The organism is Roseateles sp. Mitsp63 (assembly GCF_059491535.1).
Genome location: NZ_CP168509.1, coordinates 357,002 through 379,567 on the forward strand (window position 1 = coordinate 357,002; position 22,566 = coordinate 379,567).

At 71.7% G+C, this 22,566-nt stretch carries 18 protein-coding genes; 11 read left to right on the forward strand and 7 right to left on the reverse strand.

All coding sequences use genetic code 11. From position 1 onward, the window contains the following. Positions 1-16: 16 nt before the first annotated feature. Together proC and ACEN96_RS01570 are read right to left on the reverse strand one after the other, a co-directional pair. Positions 17-832 (reverse strand): pyrroline-5-carboxylate reductase, encoded by an 816-nt coding sequence (gene proC, locus ACEN96_RS01565; RefSeq protein ID WP_495586301.1) that lies wholly within the window; start codon positions 830-832, stop codon positions 17-19. 32 nt (positions 833-864) lie between these two features. Then, a complete protein-coding gene (locus ACEN96_RS01570) occupies positions 865-2,361 on the reverse strand; it encodes an aminotransferase-like domain-containing protein (RefSeq protein WP_495586302.1) in 1,497 nt (498 codons plus the stop codon). A gap of 184 nt (positions 2,362-2,545) precedes the next feature. Here ACEN96_RS01570 and ACEN96_RS01575 point away from each other — a divergent pair, with 184 nt between their 5' ends. Continuing rightward, the gene (locus ACEN96_RS01575; protein ID WP_495586303.1) at positions 2,546-2,914 is read left to right on the forward strand and encodes a hypothetical protein; all 369 of its coding nucleotides are present in this window, start codon (positions 2,546-2,548) and stop codon (positions 2,912-2,914) included. Here ACEN96_RS01575 and ACEN96_RS01580 read toward each other — a convergent pair. Continuing rightward, complete coding sequence (locus ACEN96_RS01580; protein ID WP_495586304.1) at positions 2,862-6,449, reverse strand: L-glutamate gamma-semialdehyde dehydrogenase; 3,588 nt, start codon at positions 6,447-6,449, stop codon at positions 2,862-2,864. The two genes, ACEN96_RS01575 and ACEN96_RS01580, sit on opposite strands and share 53 nt — an antisense overlap. A 114-nt stretch (positions 6,450-6,563) precedes the next feature. Here ACEN96_RS01580 and ACEN96_RS01585 point away from each other — a divergent pair, with 114 nt between their 5' ends. Both ACEN96_RS01585 and ACEN96_RS01590 read left to right on the forward strand, forming a co-directional pair. Then, positions 6,564-7,034: an Lrp/AsnC ligand binding domain-containing protein gene (locus ACEN96_RS01585; RefSeq protein ID WP_495586305.1), complete on the forward strand. Its 471-nt coding sequence runs from the start codon at positions 6,564-6,566 to the stop codon at positions 7,032-7,034. Positions 7,035-7,222: 188 nt separating this feature from the next. After that, positions 7,223-7,576, forward strand: coding sequence for a hypothetical protein (locus ACEN96_RS01590; protein ID WP_495586306.1), 354 nt, complete (start codon positions 7,223-7,225; stop codon positions 7,574-7,576). 36 nt (positions 7,577-7,612) lie between these two features. On the opposite strand, the gene ACEN96_RS01595 is transcribed toward ACEN96_RS01590, so the two are convergent. Together ACEN96_RS01595 and ACEN96_RS01600 are read right to left on the reverse strand one after the other, a co-directional pair. Beyond that, positions 7,613-9,910, reverse strand: coding sequence for a putative bifunctional diguanylate cyclase/phosphodiesterase (locus ACEN96_RS01595; protein ID WP_495586307.1), 2,298 nt, complete (start codon positions 9,908-9,910; stop codon positions 7,613-7,615). Positions 9,911-10,080: 170 nt separating this feature from the next. Continuing rightward, complete coding sequence (locus ACEN96_RS01600; protein WP_495586308.1) at positions 10,081-12,141, reverse strand: oxidoreductase; 2,061 nt, start codon at positions 12,139-12,141, stop codon at positions 10,081-10,083. A 187-nt stretch (positions 12,142-12,328) separates the two neighbouring features. On the opposite strand from ACEN96_RS01600, the gene ACEN96_RS01605 reads away from it, so the two are divergent. The 3 genes from ACEN96_RS01605 (at position 12,329) to ACEN96_RS01615 (ending at position 16,122) form a co-directional block, all read left to right on the forward strand. After that, a complete protein-coding gene (locus ACEN96_RS01605) occupies positions 12,329-13,609 on the forward strand; it encodes a DUF4397 domain-containing protein (RefSeq protein WP_495586309.1) in 1,281 nt (426 codons plus the stop codon). Positions 13,610-13,662: 53 nt separating this feature from the next. Then, positions 13,663-14,397 (forward strand): hypothetical protein, encoded by a 735-nt coding sequence (locus ACEN96_RS01610; RefSeq protein ID WP_495586310.1) that lies wholly within the window; start codon positions 13,663-13,665, stop codon positions 14,395-14,397. 132 nt (positions 14,398-14,529) lie between these two features. Then, positions 14,530-16,122, forward strand: coding sequence for a thioredoxin family protein (locus ACEN96_RS01615; RefSeq protein ID WP_495586311.1), 1,593 nt, complete (start codon positions 14,530-14,532; stop codon positions 16,120-16,122). 172 nt (positions 16,123-16,294) lie between these two features. Here ACEN96_RS01615 and gstA read toward each other — a convergent pair whose 3' ends face one another. Then, a complete protein-coding gene (gstA, locus tag ACEN96_RS01620) occupies positions 16,295-16,903 on the reverse strand; it encodes a glutathione transferase GstA (protein WP_495586312.1) in 609 nt (202 codons plus the stop codon). A 186-nt stretch (positions 16,904-17,089) separates the two neighbouring features. Between gstA and ACEN96_RS01625 the strand changes: the two genes are divergently transcribed. The 4 genes from ACEN96_RS01625 (at position 17,090) to ACEN96_RS01640 (ending at position 21,174) form a co-directional block, all read left to right on the forward strand. Then, a complete protein-coding gene (locus ACEN96_RS01625) occupies positions 17,090-17,569 on the forward strand; it encodes a MaoC family dehydratase (RefSeq protein WP_495586313.1) in 480 nt (159 codons plus the stop codon). A 64-nt stretch (positions 17,570-17,633) separates the two neighbouring features. Then, positions 17,634-19,184, forward strand: coding sequence for an alpha/beta hydrolase (locus ACEN96_RS01630; RefSeq protein WP_495586314.1), 1,551 nt, complete (start codon positions 17,634-17,636; stop codon positions 19,182-19,184). Then, positions 19,181-19,999 (forward strand): ABC transporter ATP-binding protein, encoded by an 819-nt coding sequence (locus ACEN96_RS01635; protein WP_495586315.1) that lies wholly within the window; start codon positions 19,181-19,183, stop codon positions 19,997-19,999. The genes ACEN96_RS01630 and ACEN96_RS01635 overlap by 4 nt, the downstream gene beginning before the upstream one ends. Beyond that, complete coding sequence (locus tag ACEN96_RS01640) at positions 19,996-21,174, forward strand: ABC transporter permease (RefSeq protein WP_495586316.1); 1,179 nt, start codon at positions 19,996-19,998, stop codon at positions 21,172-21,174. Before ACEN96_RS01635 ends, ACEN96_RS01640 begins: the two co-directional genes overlap by 4 nt. Before the next feature lie 30 nt (positions 21,175-21,204). Here the strand turns inward: ACEN96_RS01640 and ACEN96_RS01645 are convergent, their stop codons facing one another. Then, on the reverse strand, positions 21,205-21,576 hold the full coding sequence (locus tag ACEN96_RS01645) for a DUF4902 domain-containing protein (RefSeq protein ID WP_495586317.1): 372 nt from the start codon (positions 21,574-21,576) through the stop codon (positions 21,205-21,207). Between the two features lie 238 nt (positions 21,577-21,814). Here ACEN96_RS01645 and ACEN96_RS01650 point away from each other — a divergent pair, with 238 nt between their 5' ends. Next, positions 21,815-22,528 (forward strand): helix-turn-helix transcriptional regulator, encoded by a 714-nt coding sequence (locus ACEN96_RS01650; protein ID WP_099860351.1) that lies wholly within the window; start codon positions 21,815-21,817, stop codon positions 22,526-22,528. The last annotated feature ends 38 nt before the right edge of the window (positions 22,529-22,566 follow it).

Below are 22,566 nucleotides of genomic sequence, written 5' to 3' on the forward strand. Positions count from 1 at the left end.
GGGGACGACGCGCGGTTCAGGCCCGGCCGAACTCGTCGCCCAGCTCGCCGGCGCGGCGGTGCGCGGCCTTGACGGCGCGCTCGATCGCCTCGCCGACGCCATCGCCCTGCAGGCTGGTGATCGCGGCGTGCGTCGTGCCGCCCTTGGACGTGACCTTCTCGCGCAGCGCAGCCGGCGAGTCGCCCGATTGCAGCGCCAGCGCGGCCGCGCCGCCGCAGGTGGCCAGCGCCAGCTCGCGCGCCTTGGCCTCGTCCAGGCCCAGCACGCGCGCGGCGGCGACCATGTGCTCGACGAGGAAGAAGAAATACGCCGGGCCCGAGCCCGACAGCGCGGTGACGGTGTCGAGATCGCCTTCGGCATCGACCCACACGGTGCGGCCGGTCGGCCGCAGCAGCTGCTCGACCAGCGCGCGGTCGTCCGCGGTGACGGCGGCGCTGGCATGCAGGCCGGTGATGCCCTGCCCGATCAGCGCCGGCGTGTTGGGCATGCCGCGCACCACTCGAGCCGCGCCGGTCGCACGCGCGATCGCGTCGCTGCGCAGGCCCGCCATCACCGAGAGCTGCAGGGCGCCGCGCACGTGCGCCGCCACCGGGGCGGCCGCTTCCTGGAACAGCTGCGGCTTGACCGCCCAGACCACCGCGTGAGCGCGCGTCAGCGACGCGTCGGCCGCGGCCAGCGGCTGGAGTCCGAATTCGGCGGCGAGGCGCTCGCGCTGGGCCTCGAAGGGCTCGACCACCAGCAGGTCCCCGGCCGGATGACCCGCCCGGCGCAGGCCGCCGATGATGGCGCTGGCCATGTTGCCGCCGCCGATGAATGCGATGCAGGAACTCATGGGCCGGCAGTGTAGCCCTGGCCCGGCGGCGCTCAGCGCGCGCGCAGCATCGACGCGCACAGCTCGCCCAGCGTCGCGATGGCGCGCCGCTGCGCGTCGTCCATCGGATTGCCGGCGTTGATGCGGATGAAGTTGTCGAAGCGGTCCGAGTTCGAGTACATCAGCCCCGGTCCCAGCCGCACGCCCTTCTCCAGCGCCGCGTCGAACAGCGCCAGCGACGACAGCCCCTGCGGCAGTTCCACCCACAGGCTGGGCCCGCCGGGCGGCAGGCTGAGCCGCGTGCCGGCGGGCAGCTCGTCCGACAGCGCCGCGGCCATCTGCTCGCGTTGCGCCGCGAGCTTGCCCCGCAGCGTGCGCAGATGCCGCTCGATCTGCCCGCCAGCCAGGAACTCGGCCAGGATCGCCTGCCCCAGCATCTCGTTGGGCCGGCTCTGCGCGTACTTGAGGATCTCCACCCGAGGCTGCCAGCGTCCCGCCGCGATCCATCCCACCCGCATGCCGGGCGCCAGCGTCTTGTGCAGCGAGGAGCAGAAGATCACCCGCCCCGTCGTGTCCCAGGACTTGATGGCCCGCTGCGGCGTGTCGCACAGCAGCGCGTAGGTGTCGTCCTCGATCAGCGCGAGGTCGCGGTCCTCGCAGACCGCCAGCAGCGCCTGCTTGGCCGCATCCGGCATCACCGCGCCCAGCGGGTTCTGCAGGTTGGGCACGACCACCACCGCCTTGAGCCGCGGCTCCCGCACCGCCGCCGCCTCGAGCGCCTCCACCGACAAACCGGTGTGCGGGCTGGTCGGAATCTCCAGCGCGCGCAGGTTGAGGCTCTCCAGCAGCTGAAGCAGGCCGTAGTAGGTCGGTGACTCGACCGCCACCGCGTCGCCGGGCTGGGTCACCGCACGCAGCGCGATGCTCAGCGCCTCGGTGCAGCCATGCGTGATGACGAGCTGCGACGGATCGAGCTGGATCTGCGCGTTCAGCGCCAGCCGCGACAGGCCCTGCCGCAGCGCCAGCAGTCCTTGCGGATCAGGCTGGGTGCCGAGGATCTCCGGACGGCGGCGCAGCAGCCGCTGGCCATGCAGCGCCAGCGCGCGGGTCGGATACAGCGACGGATGCGCGCAGGCGCCGGAGAGGTTCACCTCCGTCTTCGCCGCGATGCCGCGGGTCAGGATCTCCGAGATGCGCTCATGCACGCCGACGAAGCGTGCCGGATCGGCCTGCGTCTGGCGCGGCTCCGCGGCCCGGGCCAGCCGCGACGGCCGCGGGGCGCGGACGAAGTAGCCGGCGCGCTGACGGGCTTGCAGCAGGCCCTGGCTCTCCAGCAGCCGGCAGGCCTGCAGCGCGGTGCTGAGGCTGACGCGATGCAGGCCCATCAAGGTCCGCACCGACGGCATCCGGCTGCCCGGCGGCATCGTGCCGGCCGCGATGGCCTGGCGGTAATGGGCCGCGACCTGCATGTACAGCGGATCGGCACCGATGGGAGCTGGCGCCGCCACCGGGGCAGCGGAAGCGGGAACGGAAGACGCGGGCGTGTCCATGCGGGCGATTCTGCGCCCCCACCCGCAAGCCGCACCGGAACAGCCGGATGGCTGTCGATACGGAACAGCGGGCCGCCGCGCGCTGTTCCGCAGAACAAATCGGTCCGCTGTGCCTGTCCGGGCCGCGCCCGGCTCGCAACACTGGATGGCATCCCATCGAGGCGCCCTCCCGGGCGACACCGCCATGTTCCTTGCCACCGTCCTGAGCGCGCTGCCGATTCCCTGGCCTTGGCAGACCTCCCGCGCTCGCGTGCGCCAGCCGCTGCCGGCACAGGCCGAGCACACGCTGGGCGCGGGCCAGTCGCTGATGCTCAAGCTCGCCCGCGGCACCGTGATGCATGTCCACGCCGGCGTGGTCGACGTCGAGGACGCCCCGCGGCTGTGGGCCGACCGCTGCTGGGCGCAGCCGCGGCGCTTTCGCGCCGGCCAGGTCTGGGTCGTGCCGCGCACCGGCTGGTGGCGGCTCGACGGCCGGGTCTCGCGCGACCCGGCCTGCCGGATCAGTGCACGCCCGCCAGCAGCGCGGCGTTCCCGCCCGCGGCCGCCGTGTTGATCGTCAGCGTCTGCTCGGCGACCAGGCGGTAGAGCTGGCGCGCGTCGGCGAGCTCCACCATCGGCACGACCGGCAGGATCGCGCCGTCGCGGCCGGCCAGCTCGCGCTGCACCGGCAGCTGCAGCGCCGCCGGCGCGATCACGCCAGCCAGCTTCGCCGCGCGCAGCACGGCGCCGAGCTGATCCGCCGGCAGCAGCTGCATCGCCGCCGCCGCCACGCCGCCGCGCATCAGCGCCGTGCGCAGCTCCTGCGCCGCGTCGCCGCCGCCGACGGCCACGACCGCGTTCCCGGCCACCAGCGCGGCGCCCAGCGCGCGCGCCAGCTCATCAAGCGATGCGCCCTGCGCCAGCACCGCGATGACGCCGCGTCCATGCAGGCGCAGCTCGTTGCTCTCGCCGGTCGGACCCGGCAGCATCACGTCGAGCAGCACGCGGCGCGCCGCCGCGGCCAGCGTCCGCCACGCACCGGCGACACCGGGCGCCTGGCCGGCGGCCGAGCGTTCCAGCGCCGTCGCGCGCTCGTCGACCGGGCGCTCCGCCCAGCCCTCGTGCGCGGCGAACAGCGGCGTCAGGTCCGCGCCGGCGCCGGTCGTCGCCAGCGCCGGCGCCTCGCCGGCCGCCTCGACCTTGGGCTGCGCGACGAAGCGCAGCAGGTAGTGCGGACCGCCCGCCTTGGGTCCGGTGCCGGACATGCCCTCGCCGCCGAACGGCTGCACGCCCACCACCGCGCCGATGATGTTGCGGTTCACGTAGACATTGCCGATGCGGGCCTCCGAGGCCAGCCGCAGCGCGCGGCTGTCGATGCGGGTCTGGATCCCCAGCGTCAGGCCGTAGCCCAGCGCGTTGATCTCGCGCACGACGCCGTCGACATCCCCGCGCCAGCGCACCACGTGCAGCACCGGGCCGAAGATCTCCTTCTTCAGCGACGCGATCGCCGGCAGCTCCACCGCCACCGGCGGCAGCAGGCGCGGGCAGCCGTCGGCCGGCACGGCCTCGGCGATCAGCGTCGCCTCGCGTTTCAGGCGCTGGACCTCGCGCGACACGCCGTCGAAGGCCTCGTCGTCGATCAGCGGGCCGACGTCGGTCGACAGATCGGCGTTGTCGCCGACGCGCAGTTCCTTGACCGCGCCGCGCAGCATCTCGATGACGCCATCGGCCACCGCCTCGTGCACCGCCAGCAGGCGCAGCGCCGAGCAGCGCTGCCCCGCGCTGCGGAAGGCCGACTGCACCACGGCGTCGATGACCTGCTCCGGCAGCGCCGTCGAGTCCACGATCATCGCGTTCAGGCCGCCGGTCTCGGCGATCAGCGGCAGCGCCGCGGCGCCCGGCTTCGAGGCCAGCTGGCGGTTGATGATCTGCGCCACCTGCGTCGAGCCGGTGAAGCACACGCCCGCCGTCTGCGGCGCGGCGACCAGGCGCGCGCCGACGGTCTCGCCGCGGCCGTGCAGCAGTTGCACCGCGTCCTCGGGGACGCCGGCCGCGTGCAGCAGCCTCACGCATTCGGCCGCGACCGCGGGGGTCTGCTCGGCCGGCTTCGCGGCGACCGCGTTGCCCGCGGCCAGCGCCGCCACCACCTGGCCCGCGAAGATCGCCAGCGGGAAGTTCCACGGCGAGATGCAGACGAACACGCCGCGTCCGTTCAGCGCGACGCCCTCGGCGGCCAGGCGCTCGGCCTCGTCGGCGTAGTAGCGCATGAAGTCGATGGCTTCGCGGACCTCGCTGATCGCGTCGCCGAAGCTCTTGTAGGCCTCCTTGACCAGCAGCGCGCAGTACTGCGGCAGCTGCGCCTGCAGCGCGTCGGCGGCGCGGCGCAGCACCGCGGCCCGCTGGGCCACCGGCGTGGCGTTCCAGCCGGCGAAGCCGCCTTGCAGCCGGGCCATCGCGGCGTCGACCTCCGCGGCCGTGGCCTCGGCCATCGCCGGGACCGTGCATTGCGCCAGCGCGTCCAGCAGCGGCTGGCGCTGCTGCGGCACGGCCAGGTCCAGGCCCGACGAGTTGTCGCGGCCGCGGCCGGCCGCGTCACGGTAGAGGTCGATCGGCAGCGGCAGCGCGGCTTGCGTCTGGATCTGCGTCAGCGGCGAGCCCAGCAGCTCCTCCGGCGCGACCGACGGGTCGGCCAGCTGGTGGACGAAGGACGAGTTGGCGCCGTTCTCCAGCAGGCGGCGGACCAGGTAGGCCAGCAGGTCGCGGTGCTCGCCGACCGGCGCATAGACGCGGCACGGGATGGAGCCGTCCTTGAGCACCTCGCGGTAGACGCCCTCGCCCATGCCGTGCAGGCGCTGCATCTCGAATTTCGCGCCCAGCGCCCGCGCCATCGCCAGGATGGCGGCGATGGTGCCGGCGTTGTGGCTCGCGAACTGCGGATAGATGACGTCGTGGTGTTTCAGCAGCGCCTGGGCGCAGGCCAGGTAGGAGACGTCGGTGTGCGGCTTGTGCGTGTAGACCGGGTAGCACGGCAGGCCCTGCTCCTGCGCGCGCTTGATCTCGCCGTCCCAGTAGGCGCCCTTGACCAGGCGCACCATGAAGCGCAGGCCGTGCTGGCGGGCGATCGCGGCGACCGCTTCCACGACGTCGCGGGCGCGCGTCTGGTAGGCCTGCACCGCCAGGCCGAAGCCGCGCCATTGCGGGAAGTGCGTGGCGATGCGCGCGGCCAGCGCATCCAGCAGCTCCAGCGAGATCTCGAGGCGATCGACCTCCTCGGCGTCGATGGTCAGGTTGATGTTGGCCTGCGCGGCCTTCTCGACCAGCTGCCACACGCGCGGCAGCAGCTCGGCGTAGACGCGCTCGCGCTGCAGCACCTCGTAGCGCGAGAACAGCGCCGAGAGCTTGATCGAGATGCCGTCGCTGCCTTCCGGCGACTCGGCCTTGCGGCCCGCGGCGATGGCGGCGATCGCGTTCAGGTAGGACGCCTGGTAGCGCTCGGCGTCCTTCTCGGTGCGGGCGCCCTCGCCCAGCATGTCGTAGGAGAAGCGCAGCTGCGCCTGCGCCTTGCGGGCGGCATCGGCTTCCTTCATCGCTTCCTGGATGTTGCGGCCCAGCACGAACTGGCGGCCCAGCAGCTGGATCGCGCGCACCGTCGCGGCCACCACCGTCTGCGCGCCCAGGCGCTTCATCACGCCGGACTCGGACTCCGCATCCGGCAGGAACTTCTTGGACAGCGAGATCGCGCTCGCCGCCAGGCCCGCCAGCATCTTGTGCGGGCCGTCCGACGCGCCGTCGAAATCGGCGCGGCCGAGCTGGTCGGCGGTCAGCGCGATCGCGGTCTCGGCGTCGGGCACGCGCAGCAGCGCCTCGGCCAGGCGCATCAGGGCCAGGCCCTCGGCGCTGGTGATCGGGTATTCGCGCAGCAGCGACTCCATCGCCCAGAACGGCGCCGGGTTCGCGCGCACCTGCTGCACCCAGGGGCGCGCCTGGTCGAGCACCGCCGCCCAGTTCAGCGATTTCAGTTCCTCGGCGAGCGCGCGCACCAGCGGCAGCTCCTCGCGATACGGGTCCGGCAGGCGGGCGCGTTCCGGGGGAAGGATGAAGGCGGTCATGGAATCCTCGGATGTTCGTGCGAGGGGCGCTCCCCTAGCGAATATCGGGAGTGTAGAAAGGAACGTCCCGAATTAATCTCCAATCTTCTGAGCATCAACCGGACGGAATCCAGCATGAACAGCCTCGAGGACCTGGACAAGATCGATCGGCGCATCCTGGCGCTGCTGCAGCAGGACGGGCGCATCAGCAACCTGAAGCTGGCCGAGGAGGTGCAGATGTCCGCCACGGCCGTGCTGGAGCGCGTGCGGCGGCTGACGCGCGACGGTTTCATCCTGGGCTACGAGGCGCGCCTGAATCCCGCCAAGCTGGGCGCGCAGATGCTGGTGTTCATCGAGATCCTGCTGGACCGCACCGTCCACGACGTCATGGACAACTTCCGCGCCGCGGTGCAGGCGCGGCCGGAGATCCTGGAGTGCCACCTGGTGGCCGGCGGCTTCGACTACCTGCTCAAGACGCGGGTGTCGGACATGACGGCGTACCGCGAGTTCATCGGCGCCGTGATCTGGACGCTGCCCGGCGTGCGCGAGACCCGGACCTACGCCGTCATGGAGGAAGTGAAGAACACGACCGCGCTGCCGCTGTGAGCCGCGGGCGCCGATGAGGGCCGATGCGTGCCCGTGAGGGCCGTGACTTCCACACACCGCCGCGCGGCGCAAGCGGATTCAAGGGGGAGATGTCCTCCCCCCTCGGCCCCTCCATCTGCGGGCTGACGTACGGGCTGCGACAGGATCACCATGGAGTGCCTCCTCCCCGTGACCCCGGAGACCCCGAGATGAAGTACCGGTCCTCCTCGTCCCCCGCCCCGCGCGCCGCGTCCAGGCCGCTCGCGGACGGCAGCGGCTTCGACAGCCTGTATCCCAGCCACTACGGCGACAGCCGGTTCAGCCACGGCCAGAGCCATTACGCGGACAGCGGCAGCACCTTCGGAGATTCCAGCTTCGGCGCCGAGCCGGCGCCCAGGCGCTCGGCCGCCGGCCCGGTGGAAAGCTGGCATGACTCCAGCTACATCCTGCGGCGCGGACTGGAAGTCCGCGAAATCAGCGCGAAGGAATGGCGGCTGTGGTCCGGCGACACCGCGCCGCCGAACGCGCCGCGGCGGCGCACGAATGGCGATGGCGATGCGTGAACCGCGGCCTCGGCCGGAGCGGGCGCCCGCCCGCGCTCAAGCCAGCTGCAGACGCTTGGCCGGCGCGCGGCGCAACGGCTCGGGCGGCGGCGTGACGACGAAGTCCTCCGCCGGCATCGGGCGGCCGTAGTACCAGCCCTGGGCCCAGTCGCAGCCCTCGCGGCGCAGCCACTCGGCCTGCTCCAGGGTCTCGACGCCCTCGGCCAGCACGTCCAGGTTGAGGCTGCGCGCCAGCACGATCACCGTGCGGGCGATCGCCGCGACGTTGGCATCGCTGCTGAGCTCGTTGACGAAGCTGCGGTCGATCTTCAGCGTGCTCACCGGCATCCGCTTGAGGTAGGCCAGCGACGAATAGCCCGTCCCGAAATCGTCGATCGCGACGCGCACGCCGCGCTCGCAGATGCGGGTCAGCAGGCTGATCGCCTGCTCGGCATCCTCGAGCAGCAGGCTCTCGGTGACCTCCAGCTCCAGCGCGCTGGGCGGGCAGCCGGTCTCGGCCAGGATGGCCTCCAGCGTCTCGACGAAGTCCGGCTGGCGCAGCTGCCGCGCCGAGACGTTGACGGCGATCTGCTGCGGCTTGCCCTCCTGGCCCTGCCAGCGCGCCACCTGCGCGCAGGCCTGCTCCAGCACCCAGCGGCCGATGGGGATGATCAGGCCGGTCTCTTCCGCCAGCGGGATGAAGTCGGCCGGCGAGATCGGCCCGCGCGTCGGATGGCGCCAGCGCAGCAGCGCCTCGGCGCCGATCAGCTGGCCGTCGCTCAGGCGCACCTGCGGCTGGTACTCGAGGCGGAACTGCGCCGCCTCGTTGGCCTGGCGCAGCGCGTGCGTCAGCTCGAAGCGCTGCTGCACCGCCTGCGTCAGCTCCGGCCGGTACGCCTGGACCGAGCCGCGCGCATGCAGCTTGGCGCGCACCATCGCGACCTCGGCATTGCGCAGCAGCTCGTCGACCTGGGTGCCGTCGGCCGGGAACAGCGCCAGGCCGATGCTCGCGCCGACGTTGAAGCGGTGATGGTCGATCACGACCGGCTCGTCCATCGCCTGGATCAGCCGGTCGCCCAGGCGCATCGCGGTCTCCTCGTCGACCAGGCCCGACAGCACGACGACGAACTCGTCCGCGCCGACGCGCGCCACCGAGTCGCTCAGCCGCGTCACGTTGGCGAAGCGCGCCGCGGCCGTCAGCAGCACCTGATTGCCCGCGCTGTGGCCGGCGATGTCGTTGACGTCACGGAAGCCGTCCAGGTCGATGTACAGCACCGCCACGCAGGTCTGCTCGCGCTGCGCGTTGCCGATCTGGCGCGAGATGCGGTCACGCAGCAGCGCCGCGTTCGGCAGGCCGGTCAGGCTGTCGTGCAGCGACTGGTGCAGCAGCTCGGCCTCGGTCTGCTTGATGCGGGAGATGTCGGTCAGCACGCTCAGGTACTGCACCTGCGTGGGATCGCCCGACGGCGACGGCACCTTCACGAAGGTGGCCCACATCGGGATCGATTCGCCGTTCTTGTGACGCTCGGTGACCTCGCCGCACCACTTGCCGCGGGCCTCGATGTCGGCCCACAGCTGGCGCAGCTTCTCGGGGTCCTGCTCGGCCTCGCGCAACAGCAGCGGGCGCTTGCCCAGCAGCGTCTGGCGGTCATGGCCGACCATCGCCACCAGCGCCGGATTGACGTCGACGATGCGCAGCTGGTGGTCGATGACCAGGATGCCTTCGCCGCAGTGCTCGTACACGGTGGCGGCGCGGCGCGCGGCGTCGGTGGCCTGCTGCAGCTGGGTGATGTCGCGCGCGATGGCGACCTGGCCCAGGTACTGGCCCTCGTCGATGACGCGGGCGCTGAGCACGTCCAGGCAGCGCGCCGCGCCGTCGGTGCCGTCGCGCCACGTCAGGCAGTGGCCGTCGGACTGGGTGTCCACCCAGCCGGGGGGATTCGGCAGGTCGGCGTCGCGGCGGCCGATCAGCTCCTGCTCGCTCAGCCCGACGGCTCGCTCGAAGGCGGGATTGCAGCCTTCATAGGCGCCGTGGGCGTCCTTGAAATACATCGGATCGGGAATCGCGTTCAGCAGCGCGCTGAGGCGGGCGCGCTCGCGGCGCACGCGCTTGAGTTCCTCGCGGCGGCGCTGCAGGCGGCCACGCTGCTGCATGAAGAGGCTGACCATCACGCCCAGCGTGAGCCCGCCCACGACGCAGCCCGCGCCGAGCCAGAACACGGTGGAGCTCGAGTCGATCCAGGCCGGCAGATGCACCCGCGCATGCGACGCCGGGGAAACCGCCGACGCCGCGATGGCGGCGGACGCGTCCGCCCACGCCGGCGTGCTCAGGCACGCAGGCAGCAGCGCGGACACGGCAAGGCATCCCCAACGGCGGTTCAGGCGAAGACGCATGGCTGACCCAAGCTTCTCTTTTGTTTTGGGGGAGCCACGGCGGGCCCCACGTCGGCCGCCCACGGATGACGGGCGTTCCCTCTTGCTCGACCTTCGGAGTATCGATGCCGGTCTGAAGGGGCCGCTAGGGTTTACAGCGAGGCCGCCAGCTGCGTTCCCTGCAGGATTGCACGCTTTGCGTCCAATTCTTTCGCCTCGAGGGAACCGCCGATCAGATGCACCGGCCGGCCCGCCGCGCGCAGCGGCGCCTCGAGCTCGCGCAGCGGCTCCTGCCCCGCGCACAGCACGATGGTGTCGCACGCGATGAGCTCGGGATCGGCGCGATCCTCGCCATGGCTGATCCACAGCCCCTGCTCGTCGATGCGCTCGTACTGGACGCCGCCGACCATCCGTACACCGTGCGTCTTGAGCGCGGCGCGATGGATCCAGCCGGTCGTCTTGCCCAGGCCCGCGCCCAGCTTGCCGGCGCGGCGCTGCAGCAGCGTGATCTCGCGCCGGGCCGGTTCCGGCTGCGGCCGGGCGAGGCCGCCGCGCGTGTCGGCCGGATCGCCGACGCCCCAGTGCCTGCGCCAGGCGGGCGCGTCCAGCGCGAGCGAGTGGTCCTGCTCCAGCAGGAACTCCGAGACGTCGAAGCCGATGCCGCCGGCGCCGACGACCGCGACGCGGCGGCCCACCGGCTTCTCGCCGCGCAGCACCTCGAGGTAGGTCAAGACCTGGCCCCGCGCGATGCCTTCGGCCTGGCCCGGGATGCGTGGGTCGCGCGGCGCGACGCCGGTCGCGAGCAGCACCTCGTCGAAGTCCATCAGGTCCGCGGCGCCGACGCGCCGGCCCAGCTGCGGCACCACGCCGAGCAGCTCCAGCCGGCGCTTGAAGTAGCGCAGCGTCTCGTGGAACTCCTCCTTGCCGGGAATGCGCTTGGCCAGGTTGAACTGGCCGCCGATCTCCGTGGCCGCGTCGAACAGCGTGACGGCGTGGCCACGCTCGGCGAGCGTCGTCGCCGCGGCAAGGCCCGCCGGGCCGGCGCCGACGACGGCGACCCGCTTGCGCTTGAGCTCCGCCGCGACCGGGACGATGCGCAGCAGCGTCTCATGGCCGGCCCGCGGATTCACCAGGCAGGACGCGACCTCCTGCTTGAACACGTGATCGAGGCAGGCCTGGTTGCAGGCGATGCAGGTGTTGATCTCGTCGGCGCGGCCCTCGGCGGCCTTGCGCACGAAGGCCGGATCGGCCAGCAGCGGGCGCGCCATCGAGACCATGTCGGCCGAGCCGTCGGCCAGCACCGACTCGGCGACCTCCGGCGTGTTGATGCGGTTGCTGGTGATCAGCGGCGTGAGGATGCCCTCGGCGCGCAGCTGGTCGCGCAGCTTCCGGGTCACCCAGGCGAAGCCGGCGCGCGGCACGCTGGTGGCGATCGTGGGGATGCGCGCCTCGTGCCAGCCGATGCCGGTGTTGATGATCGTCGCGCCGGCCTGGGCGACGGCGCGCGCCAGCTGCAGCACCTCGTCCCAGCTGCCGCCCTCGGGGACCAGGTCCAGCATCGACAGGCGGTAGATGATGATGAAGTCGGGCCCGACGGCCTCGCGCATGCGGGCCAGGATCTCGACCGGCAGCCGCATGCGGCGCGCGAAATCGCCGCCCCAGGCGTCGTCGCGCCGGTTGGTCGCGGCGATCAGGAACTGGTTGATGAAGTAGCCCTCGGAGCCCATCACCTCGACGCCGTCATAGCCCGCCTCGCGCGCCAGCACGGCGCAGCGGACGAAGGCGCGGATCTGGCGCTCGATGCCGCGCGCGCTCAGCGCATGCGGCGTGAACGGCGAGATCGGCGACTTCAGCGCCGACGGCGCGACGGTGAACGGGTGATAGCCGTAGCGGCCGGTATGCAGGATCTGCAGCGCGATCTTGCCGCCCTCGGCATGCACGGCGCGGGTGATCGGCTGATGGCGCCGCGCGGCGCCGCCGGTCATCAGCGTGCCGGCGAAGGGCTTGGCCCAGCCGGCGATGTTGGGCGCGTAGCCGCCGGTGACGATCAGCCCGACCTGGCCGCGGGCGCGCTCGGCGAAGTACTCGGCCAGACGGCCGATGTGCTTGCGCGAGTCCTCCAGCCCCGTGTGCATGCTGCCCATCAGCACGCGGTTCTTGAGCGTGGTGAAACCCAGGTCCAGGGGCGAGAGCAGCTGCGGGTAGGCGTTCATCGCGCGGATGCTAGCGCCGGCGCGCGTGCGCGATTAGAGCGCGCAGCCCAGGCCGGCGGGGCGTGCAGGCGTGCCGGCAACTCTGTGTCGGCCTTGATATGGAAGTTCACAAAGCCGCCAAGGGGCCACAAGCCGCAGCAACACGACGCACGTTCAATCGCCGGATTCTCAACCGGAGTGTCGGACGATGCGATTCAAGACCTGGGCCTGGGGCCTGAGCCTGGCCACCATGGCCCTGCTGACCGCCTGCGGCGGCGGCAGCAGCAGCAAGACGGCGCAGATGCGCCTGCTCAACGCCAGCATCGGATATTCCGCGCTGGACATGGCGGTGGACAGCACCACCGTGAACTCCGCCGTCGCCTATGCGACCGTGGGCAGTTATGCCGACGTGAAGACCGACGCGACCGGCACCGAGGTGCAGAGCAACAACGTCGGCAGCACGCTGTCGTCGTCGACGCCGACGCTGGCCGAGGGCTCGCACTACACGCTGATCGCCTACGGCTCGGCGGGCTCGGTGCAGACGACGCTGCTGCAGGAAGACCAGGCCGCGCCGGCCGCCGGCAAGACCAAGCTGCTGGTGTTGAACCTGGCGCCGGATGCGGGCGCGATGGATGTCTACGTCACCGGCGCGAACGACACGCTGGACGGCGCCACCGCGATCGCCAGCAGCATCGCGGCCGGCTCGGGCAGCGGCTACGTGACGCTGAACAGCGGCTCGTTCCGCGTGCGCATGACCGCCGCCGGCGCCAAGGGCGACCTGCGCCTGGACATCCCCGCGATCACGCTGCCGGACGCCGGCGTCTCGACGCTGGTGCTGACCGGCAGCAGCGGCGGCGTGCTGGTCAACGGCATCCAGCTGATCCAGCAGGGCGCGACGACCAACTTCCCGAACTCGACCTCCCGCGTCCGCGTGGTGGCGGCGGTCGGCGGCGGCGCGCTGGTGTCGGGCGCGATCGGCCAGACCGCGCTGCTGCCCACCTCGGTGGCGCCGACCATCGGCGACTACACGACGGTCGCCTCCGGCACGGCCAGCCTGTCGGTCTACGTCAACGGCCAGCTGATGCCGTTCGCGAATCCGGCCCTGGCCGCGGGCAGCGACTACACGCTGATGGTCTGGGGCACGCCGGCCAATCCGCAGCTGGCGGTGCTGACCGACGACAACCGCCTGCCCACCAGCCCGACCACGAGCGCCAGGATCCGCCTGGTCAACGGCGTGGCGAGCGCCTCCACCGGGCTGACGCTGAACGTGGACTACAGCGCGCTGGCCTCGAACGTGGTGGCGGGCACCTCGTCGACGCCGCAGACGACGCCGGCCTCGACCTCCTCGCTGCTGACGGTGACCTCGCCGTCGTCGGCGACGCCGGTCTACAGCCTGAGCGCGCTGCAGATCCAGGCGGGCTATGTCTACACCGTCTTCGTGATGGGCGACAACAGCGCGATGGTCGGCTCGCTGCGCCGCGAACGCTGACCCTGCTGACCCTGCTGACGCGGCGGGGCCCCGCGCTGCGGCAACATCGCCGCATGTCGACGCCGCCGCTCCGCCCCACCGTGATCCAGATCCGCCGCCTGCGCCAGCTCTGGCGCTCGGCCGGCTGGCCCTGCCAGGACATGCTGGAGGTGGAGCTGCTGGCGCTGGGCTGGCTCGAGCGGCACCGCGATCCGCACGGGCGCGAGACGCTGCGCCTGACCGCGGGCGGCATCGAGGTGCTGCACCTCGGGTTGCGGAAGAACCGCGCCGCACGCGACCGTCACGAGGACCTGGTGGCCCGCATGGCGGTCGAGCTGCAGCGCGCCGGCCGCGTCGTCTGGCGGGGGCTGTCGCTGCGCGCCGGACTGCCGCGCGAGGACGAGCCCGGCCGCATGCGCTGGGTGAATGCGATGCCCGATGTCTATTCGGTGCGCAACACCACCGTCGAGGATTACCTCGAGCCGGCGGTGCACGAGATCAAGGTGAGCCGCGCCGATCTGCTGTCCGAGCTGCGCCGGCCGGCGAAGGCGCAGGCCTACCTGGCGCTCGGCGGCCAGTGCTGGTACGTGCTGCGCGCCGGCATCGCGGCGGTCGAGGAGATCCCGCCCGCCTTCGGCGTGCTGTTCGCGCATGACGTGAACGGCGGCGCGAGCCTGCGATTCGAGCTCGGCCGGCCGGCGCCGCGCCGGGCGATGAAGCCCGACTTCGGCACCTGGATGGCGCTGGCCAAGGCGACGCCCGAACCGGCGCCGCTGGACGAGGGTCAGGACCTGCTCGGCGAGGCGTGAGCGCCCGCCGCGGGGCGCCGCCCTGCGGGGCAAGCTAGCTTAGAAGCGTCCCGCATATCGGGGGATTGGCGCCGGCGCCACAATGGCCCCTTCCCTCGATATCGACCGGCTCACGAGGCCGCGACCTTCGCCATGACCTTCGACACCTCGATGCCGCGCCGCGCGCGCGCGGCCGCCCGCCTGACCCTGCTCGCCGCCGCGCTGACCACGATGGGCGCGCTGCCGATGCTGATGCCCGCGGCGATGGCCGCCAGCGCCGCGGCTTCGGTGTCCTGGCAGGAGGCCTCCGGCGACGCGGACATCGAGCGCGCGTTCACGCAGGCACGCGGCGAGAAGAAGCCGGTGCTGCTGTACTGGGGCGCGAAGTGGTGCCCGCCTTGCAACCAGCTCAAGGCCACGCTGTTCAACCGCGCCGACTTCATCGAGCAGTCGCGCGCGGTGGTCGCCGTCCACATCGACGGCGACAACCCCGGCGCCCAGCGCCTGGGCGCGCGCTTCAAGGTGCGCGGCTACCCGACCATGATCCTGTTCAACAACGACGGCCAGGAGCTGACGCGCCTGCCCGGCGAGGTCGATGCGCCGCAGGTGCTGCGCGTGCTGCAGCTGGGGCTGGCGGGCGGGCGTCCGGTCAAGACGGTGCTCGCGGACGCGCAGGCGGGCAAGGCGCTCTCGGCGAGCGAGTGGAAGCTGCTGGGGTTCTACTCGTGGGAGACCGATGAGCAGCAGCTCGTGCCCGCGGCGCAGCGGCCGGCGCTGCTGGCCAGGCTCGCCGCGGCGAGCCAGGGCACCGATGAGGAAACCGCCACGCGGCTGTGGTTGAAGGCGCTGGCCTCGACCGAAGGCGGCGGCGCGCTGAAGACCGATGCCGCGCTGCGCGGCCGCGTGGAGAAGACACTGGCCGACGCCAGCGCCGCCCGAGCGCAGATGGACGTGCTGAGCAACAGCGCCGACGACATCGTCCGCGCGCTCGCGCCGGCGGCTGGGGCGGAGCGTCAGGCGCTCGTCGGGAAATTCGACGTGGCGTTGAAGCGCTTCGAGGCCGACGAGTCGCTGTCGAGGGCGGATCGGCTGCAGTCGCTGCTGGCGCGCGTCGAGCTCGCGCGGTTGGACGAGGACAAGGCCGCGCTCGCGCCGAAGCTGCCCGCGCCGCTGCTGGCGGAGGTCAAGGCCCATGCCGCCAAGGCGGACAAGGAGATCACCGATGGCTATGAGCGCCAGGCGGTGATCACGTCGGCGGCGTTCCTGCTGGGGCGCGCGGGGTTGTGGAGCGACTCCGACGCGCTGTTGAAATCCAGCGTCGCCAAGAGCCACAGCCCGTATTACCTGATGAGCCAGCTCGGCGGCAACGCGCGCAAGCAGGGCCGCAAGGAAGAGGCGCTGCGCTGGTACGAGGAGGCCTTCAACAAGAGCGAAGGACCGGCCACGCGCTTGCAGTGGGGATCGAACTACCTGAGCGCGCTGGTGGAACTGGCGCCGCAGGATTCGGCCCGGATCGAGAAGGCCGCGGCTCAGCTGCTGGCCGAGGCGGGCAAGGACAAGGGCGCGTTCTATGAGCGCAGCGCGAGATCGCTGCAGAAGGTGGGCGGACAGCTCGTCGCGTGGAACGCGAACGGGCAGCACGAGGCCACGCTGAACCGGCTGCGCACGCAGCTCGACGGCGTCTGCGCCAAGCAGGACGCGGGCGACAAGAGCGCCTGCGAGTCGCTGTTGAAGAAGAAGGGCTGAGGCTGCAGTACTGCGGCGGCACTCGCTCCTTCTTACCCCCTCGCCCCAGCGGGGAGAGGGAGGGGAGAGGGGGCTCGTGCCACACCGCTGCTGCCCTTCGAAACACCCCCTCTCCCCTGCCCTCTCCCCCCTCGCGGGGGGCGAGGGAGTTCTCTCACGGAGCGCGAGCCAACTACTTCAGCAGGCCTTCGGCCTTCATCGCCGCCTGCACCGCCGGCCGCTCCGCGACGCGTCCGCGGTAGGCCACCAGGTTCGCATAGCCCGCCAGGTCCACCCCGACGTGCTGCGCCCAGTTCGACACGGTGAACAGATACGCATCGGCCACCGTGAACGGGTCTCCCATCAGGAACCGCTTGCCTTCAAGCTGCGCGTCGATCCACTTGAAGCGCTCATGCAGCTTGTTGCGGAACACGCCTTTCGCGTCCTCCGAAATGGCCGGGTTGAACAGCGGGCTGAAGGTCTTGTGCAGCTCGCTGGTGAGGAAGTTGAGCCACTCCTGCAGCCGGTACCTGGCCATCGTCCCGTTGGCCGGCGCGAGCTGCTTGCCGGGCACCTGGTCGGCGATGTACTGGACGATCGCCGGTCCCTCGCTCAGCCGCTGGCCGTCGTCGAGCTCCAGCAGCGGCACATAGCCCTTCGGATTGATGCCGTAGTAGTCGGTGCCATCCTGCAGCTTGTGCGTCTTGGTGCTGGCGAGCACCGGCTCGAAGTCCAGGCCTGCCTCGAGCAGGACGATGTGGGGCGACAGCGAGCAGGCGCCGGGGCTGTAGTAGAGCTTCATCGGGGGGTCTCCTTGGATGCTTGAACGGCTCGTGAAGAGCAATCCCGGTTACGGGACGCGGGGACCATACGCGCGCGCCGCGCTCCGCGCAACGACAGGGGCATTCGACGCACTGTCGCCGCCGCGCCAGCCGCCCTCGCACAGGGCGCCTACAGTCGGCCGATCTCCATCCGACCGAGGTTCCCGATGAGCACGCCCGCCCCCGCCGCGTCCGGCGCCAAGACCCTTGCCTTCGAGGACTTCTCCGCCGGCCAGGTGCGCGAGTTCGGCTCGCGCCTGGTCGACCGCGAGGAAGGCCTGGCCTTTGCCGCCGCCTACGACCCGCAGCCGCTCCACCTCGACGAAGCGGCCGCCAACGCCTCGGTGCTGGGCGGCCTGTCGATCAGCGGCTGGCAGACCTGCGCGCTGGTCATGCGCATGATGTGCGACGCCTACCTGCTGGACTCCACCAGCCAGGGCTCGCCCGGCATCGACAACCTGCGCTGGCTCAAGCCGGTGCGCCCCGGCGACACGCTGCGCGTGCGCATGACCGTGCTGGAGACCAAGGCCAGCCGCAGCCGCCCGCAGATCGGGCTGGTGCGCTCGTCCTGGGAGGTCTTCAACCAGCACGGCGAACAGGTCATGAGCATGGAAGGCTGGGGCATGTTCGGACGGCGGGACCGCTGACGGAAGGCACGCCCGCCGCGCGCCGCCCGGTCGCCATAATCGCCGGCACGAGGAGGAGCGCGACATGTTCACGAGTTCCGGGGCAACACCTGTCCCCCGATCCCGGCCGCTGGCGGCCCTGGCCCTGTTGGCGGCGATCGCCGCCCTCGCCGCGGGCGGCGCGCGGGCGGCGCCCTCCGCGGACCCGGCGCCCGCGCTGCAGCCCTGCCGCGTCGACGGCGTGCCGACCGAGGTGCTGTGCGGCGGCCTGAGCCGGCCGCTCGATCCCGCCCGCCCCGGTGGCGTGAAGATCGACATCCGCTACGTCGTCGTGCCCGCGCTGGCTCGCAACAAGCTGCCCGATCCGGTGCTGCTGCTCGCCGGCGGCCCGGGCCAGAGCGCCACCGCGCTGACCGCCTCGGTGCTCCCGCGGCTGTCGCGGCTGAACTACCGCCGCGACCTCGTGTTCATCGACCAGCGCGGCACCGGCCGCTCCGCGCCGCTGTCCTGCCCCGACAACAGCGATCGCGGCCTCGAGGAGCTGCTCAAGCCCGGCGCGAAGGTCCGGCTGCTGGCACAGTGCCGCGACGCGCTGAAGCAGCTGCCCTACGGCGACCTGCGCTTCTTCACGACCCCCATCGCGATGCAGGACATGGACGCCGTGCGCGTGGCGCTGGGCGTCGACCAATGGAACCTGGTCGGCGCGTCCTATGGCACGCGCGCCGCGCTCGAGTACCTGCGCCAGTTCCCCGGCCACGTGCGCCGCACCGTCATCGACGGCGTCGCGCCGCCCGACATGGTGCTGCCGGTGAGCTTCTCGCAGGACGCGCAGCGCGCGTTCGACCAGGTGTTCGAGTCCTGCGCGAAGTCCCCGGACTGCAACGCCCGCTACCCGGCGCTGAGGACCGACTGGCAGGCGCTGGTCAAGGGCCTGCCGCGCAAGGTGTCCTTCACGCATCCGATGACCGGCCGCGCCGAGGAGGTCATGCTGACGCGCGACACGCTGCTCGGGCTGGTGCGCCCGCCGCTGTACTCGCCGCCGCTCGCGGCCGCGCTGCCGGCGGCGCTGCATGAAGCGGCGCAGGGCCGCTTCGACGCGCTCGGCGGGCTGGCGGGACAGATGGGGGGCGGCTCGCGCGCGATGCGGATCTTCGAAGGCATGCATTTCTCGGTCGTCTGCGCCGAGGACGCGCCGCGCATCGCCGCCTCCACCGAGGCGCCGGGCGCGGACTTCGGCACGCTCGACCGCGAGCTCTACACCAGCGTCTGCAGCGGCTGGCCGCGCGGCGAGGTGCCGGCGGCCTTCTACTCGATCCCCGCGGCGAAATCGCCGGTGCTGCTCACCAGTGGCGGCAGCGACCCGGCCACGCCGCAGCGCCATGCCCAGCGCGTGCAGCAGGCGCTGGGCGCCAACGCGCGTCACGTCGTCGTCGCGGCCGCCGGCCATGGCGTGGCGCTGACGCTGCCCTGCATGCGCGACGTGCTCTTCCGCTTCATCGACGCGCCCACCGATGCCGACGCGCTCCAGGTCGACGCCAGCTGCGCCAAGGATCTGCCGCGCCCGCCCGCCTACCTGCCCCCCACCCCGGCGACCATCGCGGCCGCCGCCTCCGCCGCCCGGGAGTCCGACCGATGATCCGCCTGCATGCGCTGCACAAGACCTTCCAGACACGCGGCGGAAAGGGCAGCCCGCTGCGCGCGCTGCTGGCGAAGAAGGCGCCCGCGCGCGCCGTGGTCGCGGTCGAGCATCTGGACCTGGTCGCGCCCAACGGCCGCATCACCGGCCTGCTCGGGCCCAACGGCGCGGGCAAGACCACCTCGCTGCGGATGCTGGCGGGACTCTTCCCGCCGGACCGCGGCACGATCGATGTCGACGGCGTCGACGTGCTGAAGCAGCCGCGCGCGGCGCTCTCGCGCATGGGCATCCTCGGCGATGCCCACGGCCTCTATCCGCGGCTGACGGCGCGCGAGAACATCGTCTACTTCGCCCGCCTGCAGGACCTCCCGATGGAGCAGGCGCAGGCCCGCGCCGAGGCGCTCGCGGAGCTGCTGGACATGCGCGCCATCCTCGACCGCCGCGCCGACGGCTTCAGCCAGGGCGAGCGGATGAAGACCGCCCTGGCCCGCGCGCTGGTCCACGACCCGGCCAACATCGTCCTGGACGAGCCGACCAACGGGCTGGACGTCGTGGCCACGCGCGCGCTGCGCGAGGTGCTGCGGCACCTGCGCTCGCCGGCCGGCGGCGGCAAGTGCATCGTCTTCTCGAGCCACATCATGCAAGAGGTGGAACAGCTCTGCGACCAGGTGGTGGTGATGTCGCATGGGCGCTCGGTCGCGACCGGCACCGTCGACGGGCTGCTCGCGCAGACCGGCCGCCAGCGCTTCGAGGACGCCTTCGTCGACCTCGCCTTCCCCGAAGCCGCCCACGCGCGGCACCTGGAGTCCGCATGAACGGTCCCTTCCTCAAGGCCTTCCGCACCGTCTTCGCCAAGGAGATCGTCGACGCGCTGCGCGACCGGCGCACGCTGCTGCGGCTGCTGATCCCGTCGGTGCTGATGGGCCCGCTGATGCTGATGATGATGTCGGGCCTGGCCGCCTCGCTGCAGGAACGCGCCGAACAGCGCGAGGTGCTGGTCGCCGGCATCGAGCACGCGCCCACGCTGCGCAACTACATCGAGCGCCAGACCTACACGATCAAGCCGGCGCCCGCCGACTACGAGGCGCGGCTGCGCGCCGCCACGCTGACCGATCCGGTGCTGGTCGTGCCGGCCAACTTCGAGACGCTGCTCGCCGGCGGCGAGCCGGCCTCGGTCGAGATCGTCAGCGACAGCGTCAACCAGCGCGCCGAGGCAGGCGTGGGCGCGCTCAGCCGGCTGCTGCAGGGCTTCAGCAGCGAGCGCGCGACGCTGATGCTGGCCATGCGCGGCCTGGGCCCGCAGCAGCTGCGGCCGCTGGACGTGCGCGAGCGCGACCTCGCCAGCACGCAGGCGCGCTCCACGCGGCTCACGCAGATGCTGCCGATGTTCATCATGATGGCGGTGCTCTACGGCGCGCTGACCGCGGCGCTGGACACCACCGCCGGCGAGCGCGAGCGCGGCTCGCTCGAGCCGCTGCTGGTGAATCCCGCGCCGCATGCGGCCATCGTCGCCGGCAAGTGGGCCGCGGTGCTGATGGCGGGACTGCTGGTGGCGGTGCTCTCCAACCTCAGCTTCCTGCCCGGCCAGTGGCTGATGCGCAGCGACGCGCTCGCGGCCGCCTTCCAGTTCGGCTGGGCCGAGGCGCTGCGCTTCCTGCTGCTGCAGATCCCGCTCGGCGCGGGGCTCTCCGCGGTGCTGATGGCGCTGGCCATCCGCACCAAGACCTTCAAGGAGGCCCAGGCCAGCACCACGCTGGTCATCACGGCCGTGGCCCTGACGCCGATGGTCGCGATCGTGAATCCGGGAGGCGAGGCCGCGTGGCACCTGTGGGTGCCGGGGCTGGGTCAGAACCTGCTCATGATGCAGGTGCTCAAGGGCGAGCCGCTGACCCTGGCGAAGGTGATGCCGACGGTGATCGTGGGCGCCGCGCTCACCGTCGCCGGGCTGGCGCTGGTGGCGCGCTCGATGCGCGCGGCCGTGGCGCGATGAAGGCGGAGGGAACGCGCCCTCGGGGCGCGTTCAGTGCCGCGTGGCCAGCGCCAGCTGCACCTGTTCCTGCCACGGCAGCGTGTGCACGATGCCGTTGAGCTGGATCGCCGATTCGATCGGCGCCAGCACCTCGCCCTCGCCGTTCAGGAACTGCAGGTTGGTCACCAGCGCCATCGGATCCACCATCGACACGATGCCGTAGGGCATGCGCACCCAGTCCCAGGCCACGCCGGCGGCGCCGAACTCGGATTCCCCGCTCCACAGGGTTTGTCCCATGGCTGGGTGATCCTCGTCTCCCACCACCAACACGCGCGTGCTCAAATGCGCGAACTGCAAGCGAGGCAGTCGCTGAACATCACACAATATTCGTGGCCACGCGTACACAATCCAAGCTGGTGTCATTGTCAGAATTGTTTGGTTTGGCTACTGCGGATCGGCGGTTGCTGCTTCTCCCCTTGACCAGCAGTGTGGTCACGATGAGGACGGCTCGCCAGCTGTAAACCCTGTCAGGGGCGTGAATGCGTCACGTGGCCTATGCGGCCGATGCGGGCGCGTGGCGCGTCACGGACAGCCGGACAGGTCCCCCACCCAGACCTCTCGGAAGAGGCTCACTAGACCGGCCGACGGGCCGGAGCGATCCATGCTGCAAGGCGGTTATCAATCAGTCCTGGAAGCGCGCTCACGGGAAGAGTTCCGCAGTGAGGTGATCCGCTTCGCGCAAAAGCTCGATTTCCAGACGGTGTCGGCCATCACGGTGGTCGATCACACGCTGGCCGAGACCGAGTTCATCACCATCGACAACTGCCCCGCGGGCTATGCCGAGGTGATGCACGCGCCCGAGTTCGGCCGCCGCGATCCGGTGATGCAGCACTGCAAGCGCAACAGCATGCCCATCGTGTGGGATCGCCAGACCTACGCGCGCCATGGCGCGAGCGACATCTGGGAATCGCAGGCGCAATTCGGGTACAGCACCGGCATCTGCCTGGCGCTGCACCTGCCCGAGGGGCGGCACTTCGTGCTGGGCGTCGATCGCGACCAGCCGCTGCCAAGCGATTCGGGCCAGCTCACGCGCATGGTCGCGGACCTGCAGCTGTTCGCGGTGCACGCGGTCGACACCGCGCTGCGCGTGCTGCTGCCGGAGGAGAAGGTGACCGAGTCGCCGCGGCTCACGCCGCGCGAGCTCGAGTGCCTGCACTGGACGATGGAAGGCAAGACCGCCTGGGAAGTCGGCGCCATCCTCAGCATCACCGAGCGCACGGCGGTGCTGCACATCAACAATGCGATGCACAAGCTGGGCTGCTCGAACAAGCACCAGGCCGTGCTCAAGGCGCTGCGGCTGGGCCTGATCCGCTGATGCTGCCCGCCGCGGCAGCTTGTAAACACTGTAAGAGC

Bases quoted from the DNA above. Each gene is read 5' to 3' on its own strand.
- ACEN96_RS01650 (WP_099860351.1), top strand. From the start codon at position 21,815: ATGCTGCAAGGCGGTTATCAATCAGTCCTGGAAGCGCGCTCACGGGAA.
- ACEN96_RS01640 (WP_495586316.1), top strand. From the start codon at position 19,996: ATGAACGGTCCCTTCCTCAAGGCCTTCCGCACCGTCTTCGCCAAGGAG.
- ACEN96_RS01580 (WP_495586304.1), bottom strand. From the start codon at position 6,449: ATGACCGCCTTCATCCTTCCCCCGGAACGCGCCCGCCTGCCGGACCCG.
- ACEN96_RS01630 (WP_495586314.1), top strand. From the start codon at position 17,634: ATGTTCACGAGTTCCGGGGCAACACCTGTCCCCCGATCCCGGCCGCTG.
- proC (WP_495586301.1), bottom strand. From the start codon at position 832: ATGAGTTCCTGCATCGCATTCATCGGCGGCGGCAACATGGCCAGCGCC.
- ACEN96_RS01605 (WP_495586309.1), top strand. From the start codon at position 12,329: ATGCGATTCAAGACCTGGGCCTGGGGCCTGAGCCTGGCCACCATGGCC.
- ACEN96_RS01570 (WP_495586302.1), bottom strand. From the start codon at position 2,361: ATGGACACGCCCGCGTCTTCCGTTCCCGCTTCCGCTGCCCCGGTGGCG.
- ACEN96_RS01635 (WP_495586315.1), top strand. From the start codon at position 19,181: ATGATCCGCCTGCATGCGCTGCACAAGACCTTCCAGACACGCGGCGGA.
- ACEN96_RS01610 (WP_495586310.1), top strand. From the start codon at position 13,663: ATGTCGACGCCGCCGCTCCGCCCCACCGTGATCCAGATCCGCCGCCTG.
- ACEN96_RS01645 (WP_495586317.1), bottom strand. From the start codon at position 21,576: ATGACACCAGCTTGGATTGTGTACGCGTGGCCACGAATATTGTGTGAT.
- ACEN96_RS01575 (WP_495586303.1), top strand. From the start codon at position 2,546: ATGTTCCTTGCCACCGTCCTGAGCGCGCTGCCGATTCCCTGGCCTTGG.
- ACEN96_RS01625 (WP_495586313.1), top strand. From the start codon at position 17,090: ATGAGCACGCCCGCCCCCGCCGCGTCCGGCGCCAAGACCCTTGCCTTC.
- ACEN96_RS01585 (WP_495586305.1), top strand. From the start codon at position 6,564: ATGAACAGCCTCGAGGACCTGGACAAGATCGATCGGCGCATCCTGGCG.
- ACEN96_RS01590 (WP_495586306.1), top strand. From the start codon at position 7,223: ATGAAGTACCGGTCCTCCTCGTCCCCCGCCCCGCGCGCCGCGTCCAGG.
- ACEN96_RS01600 (WP_495586308.1), bottom strand. From the start codon at position 12,141: ATGAACGCCTACCCGCAGCTGCTCTCGCCCCTGGACCTGGGTTTCACC.
- ACEN96_RS01615 (WP_495586311.1), top strand. From the start codon at position 14,530: ATGACCTTCGACACCTCGATGCCGCGCCGCGCGCGCGCGGCCGCCCGC.
- gstA (WP_495586312.1), bottom strand. From the start codon at position 16,903: ATGAAGCTCTACTACAGCCCCGGCGCCTGCTCGCTGTCGCCCCACATC.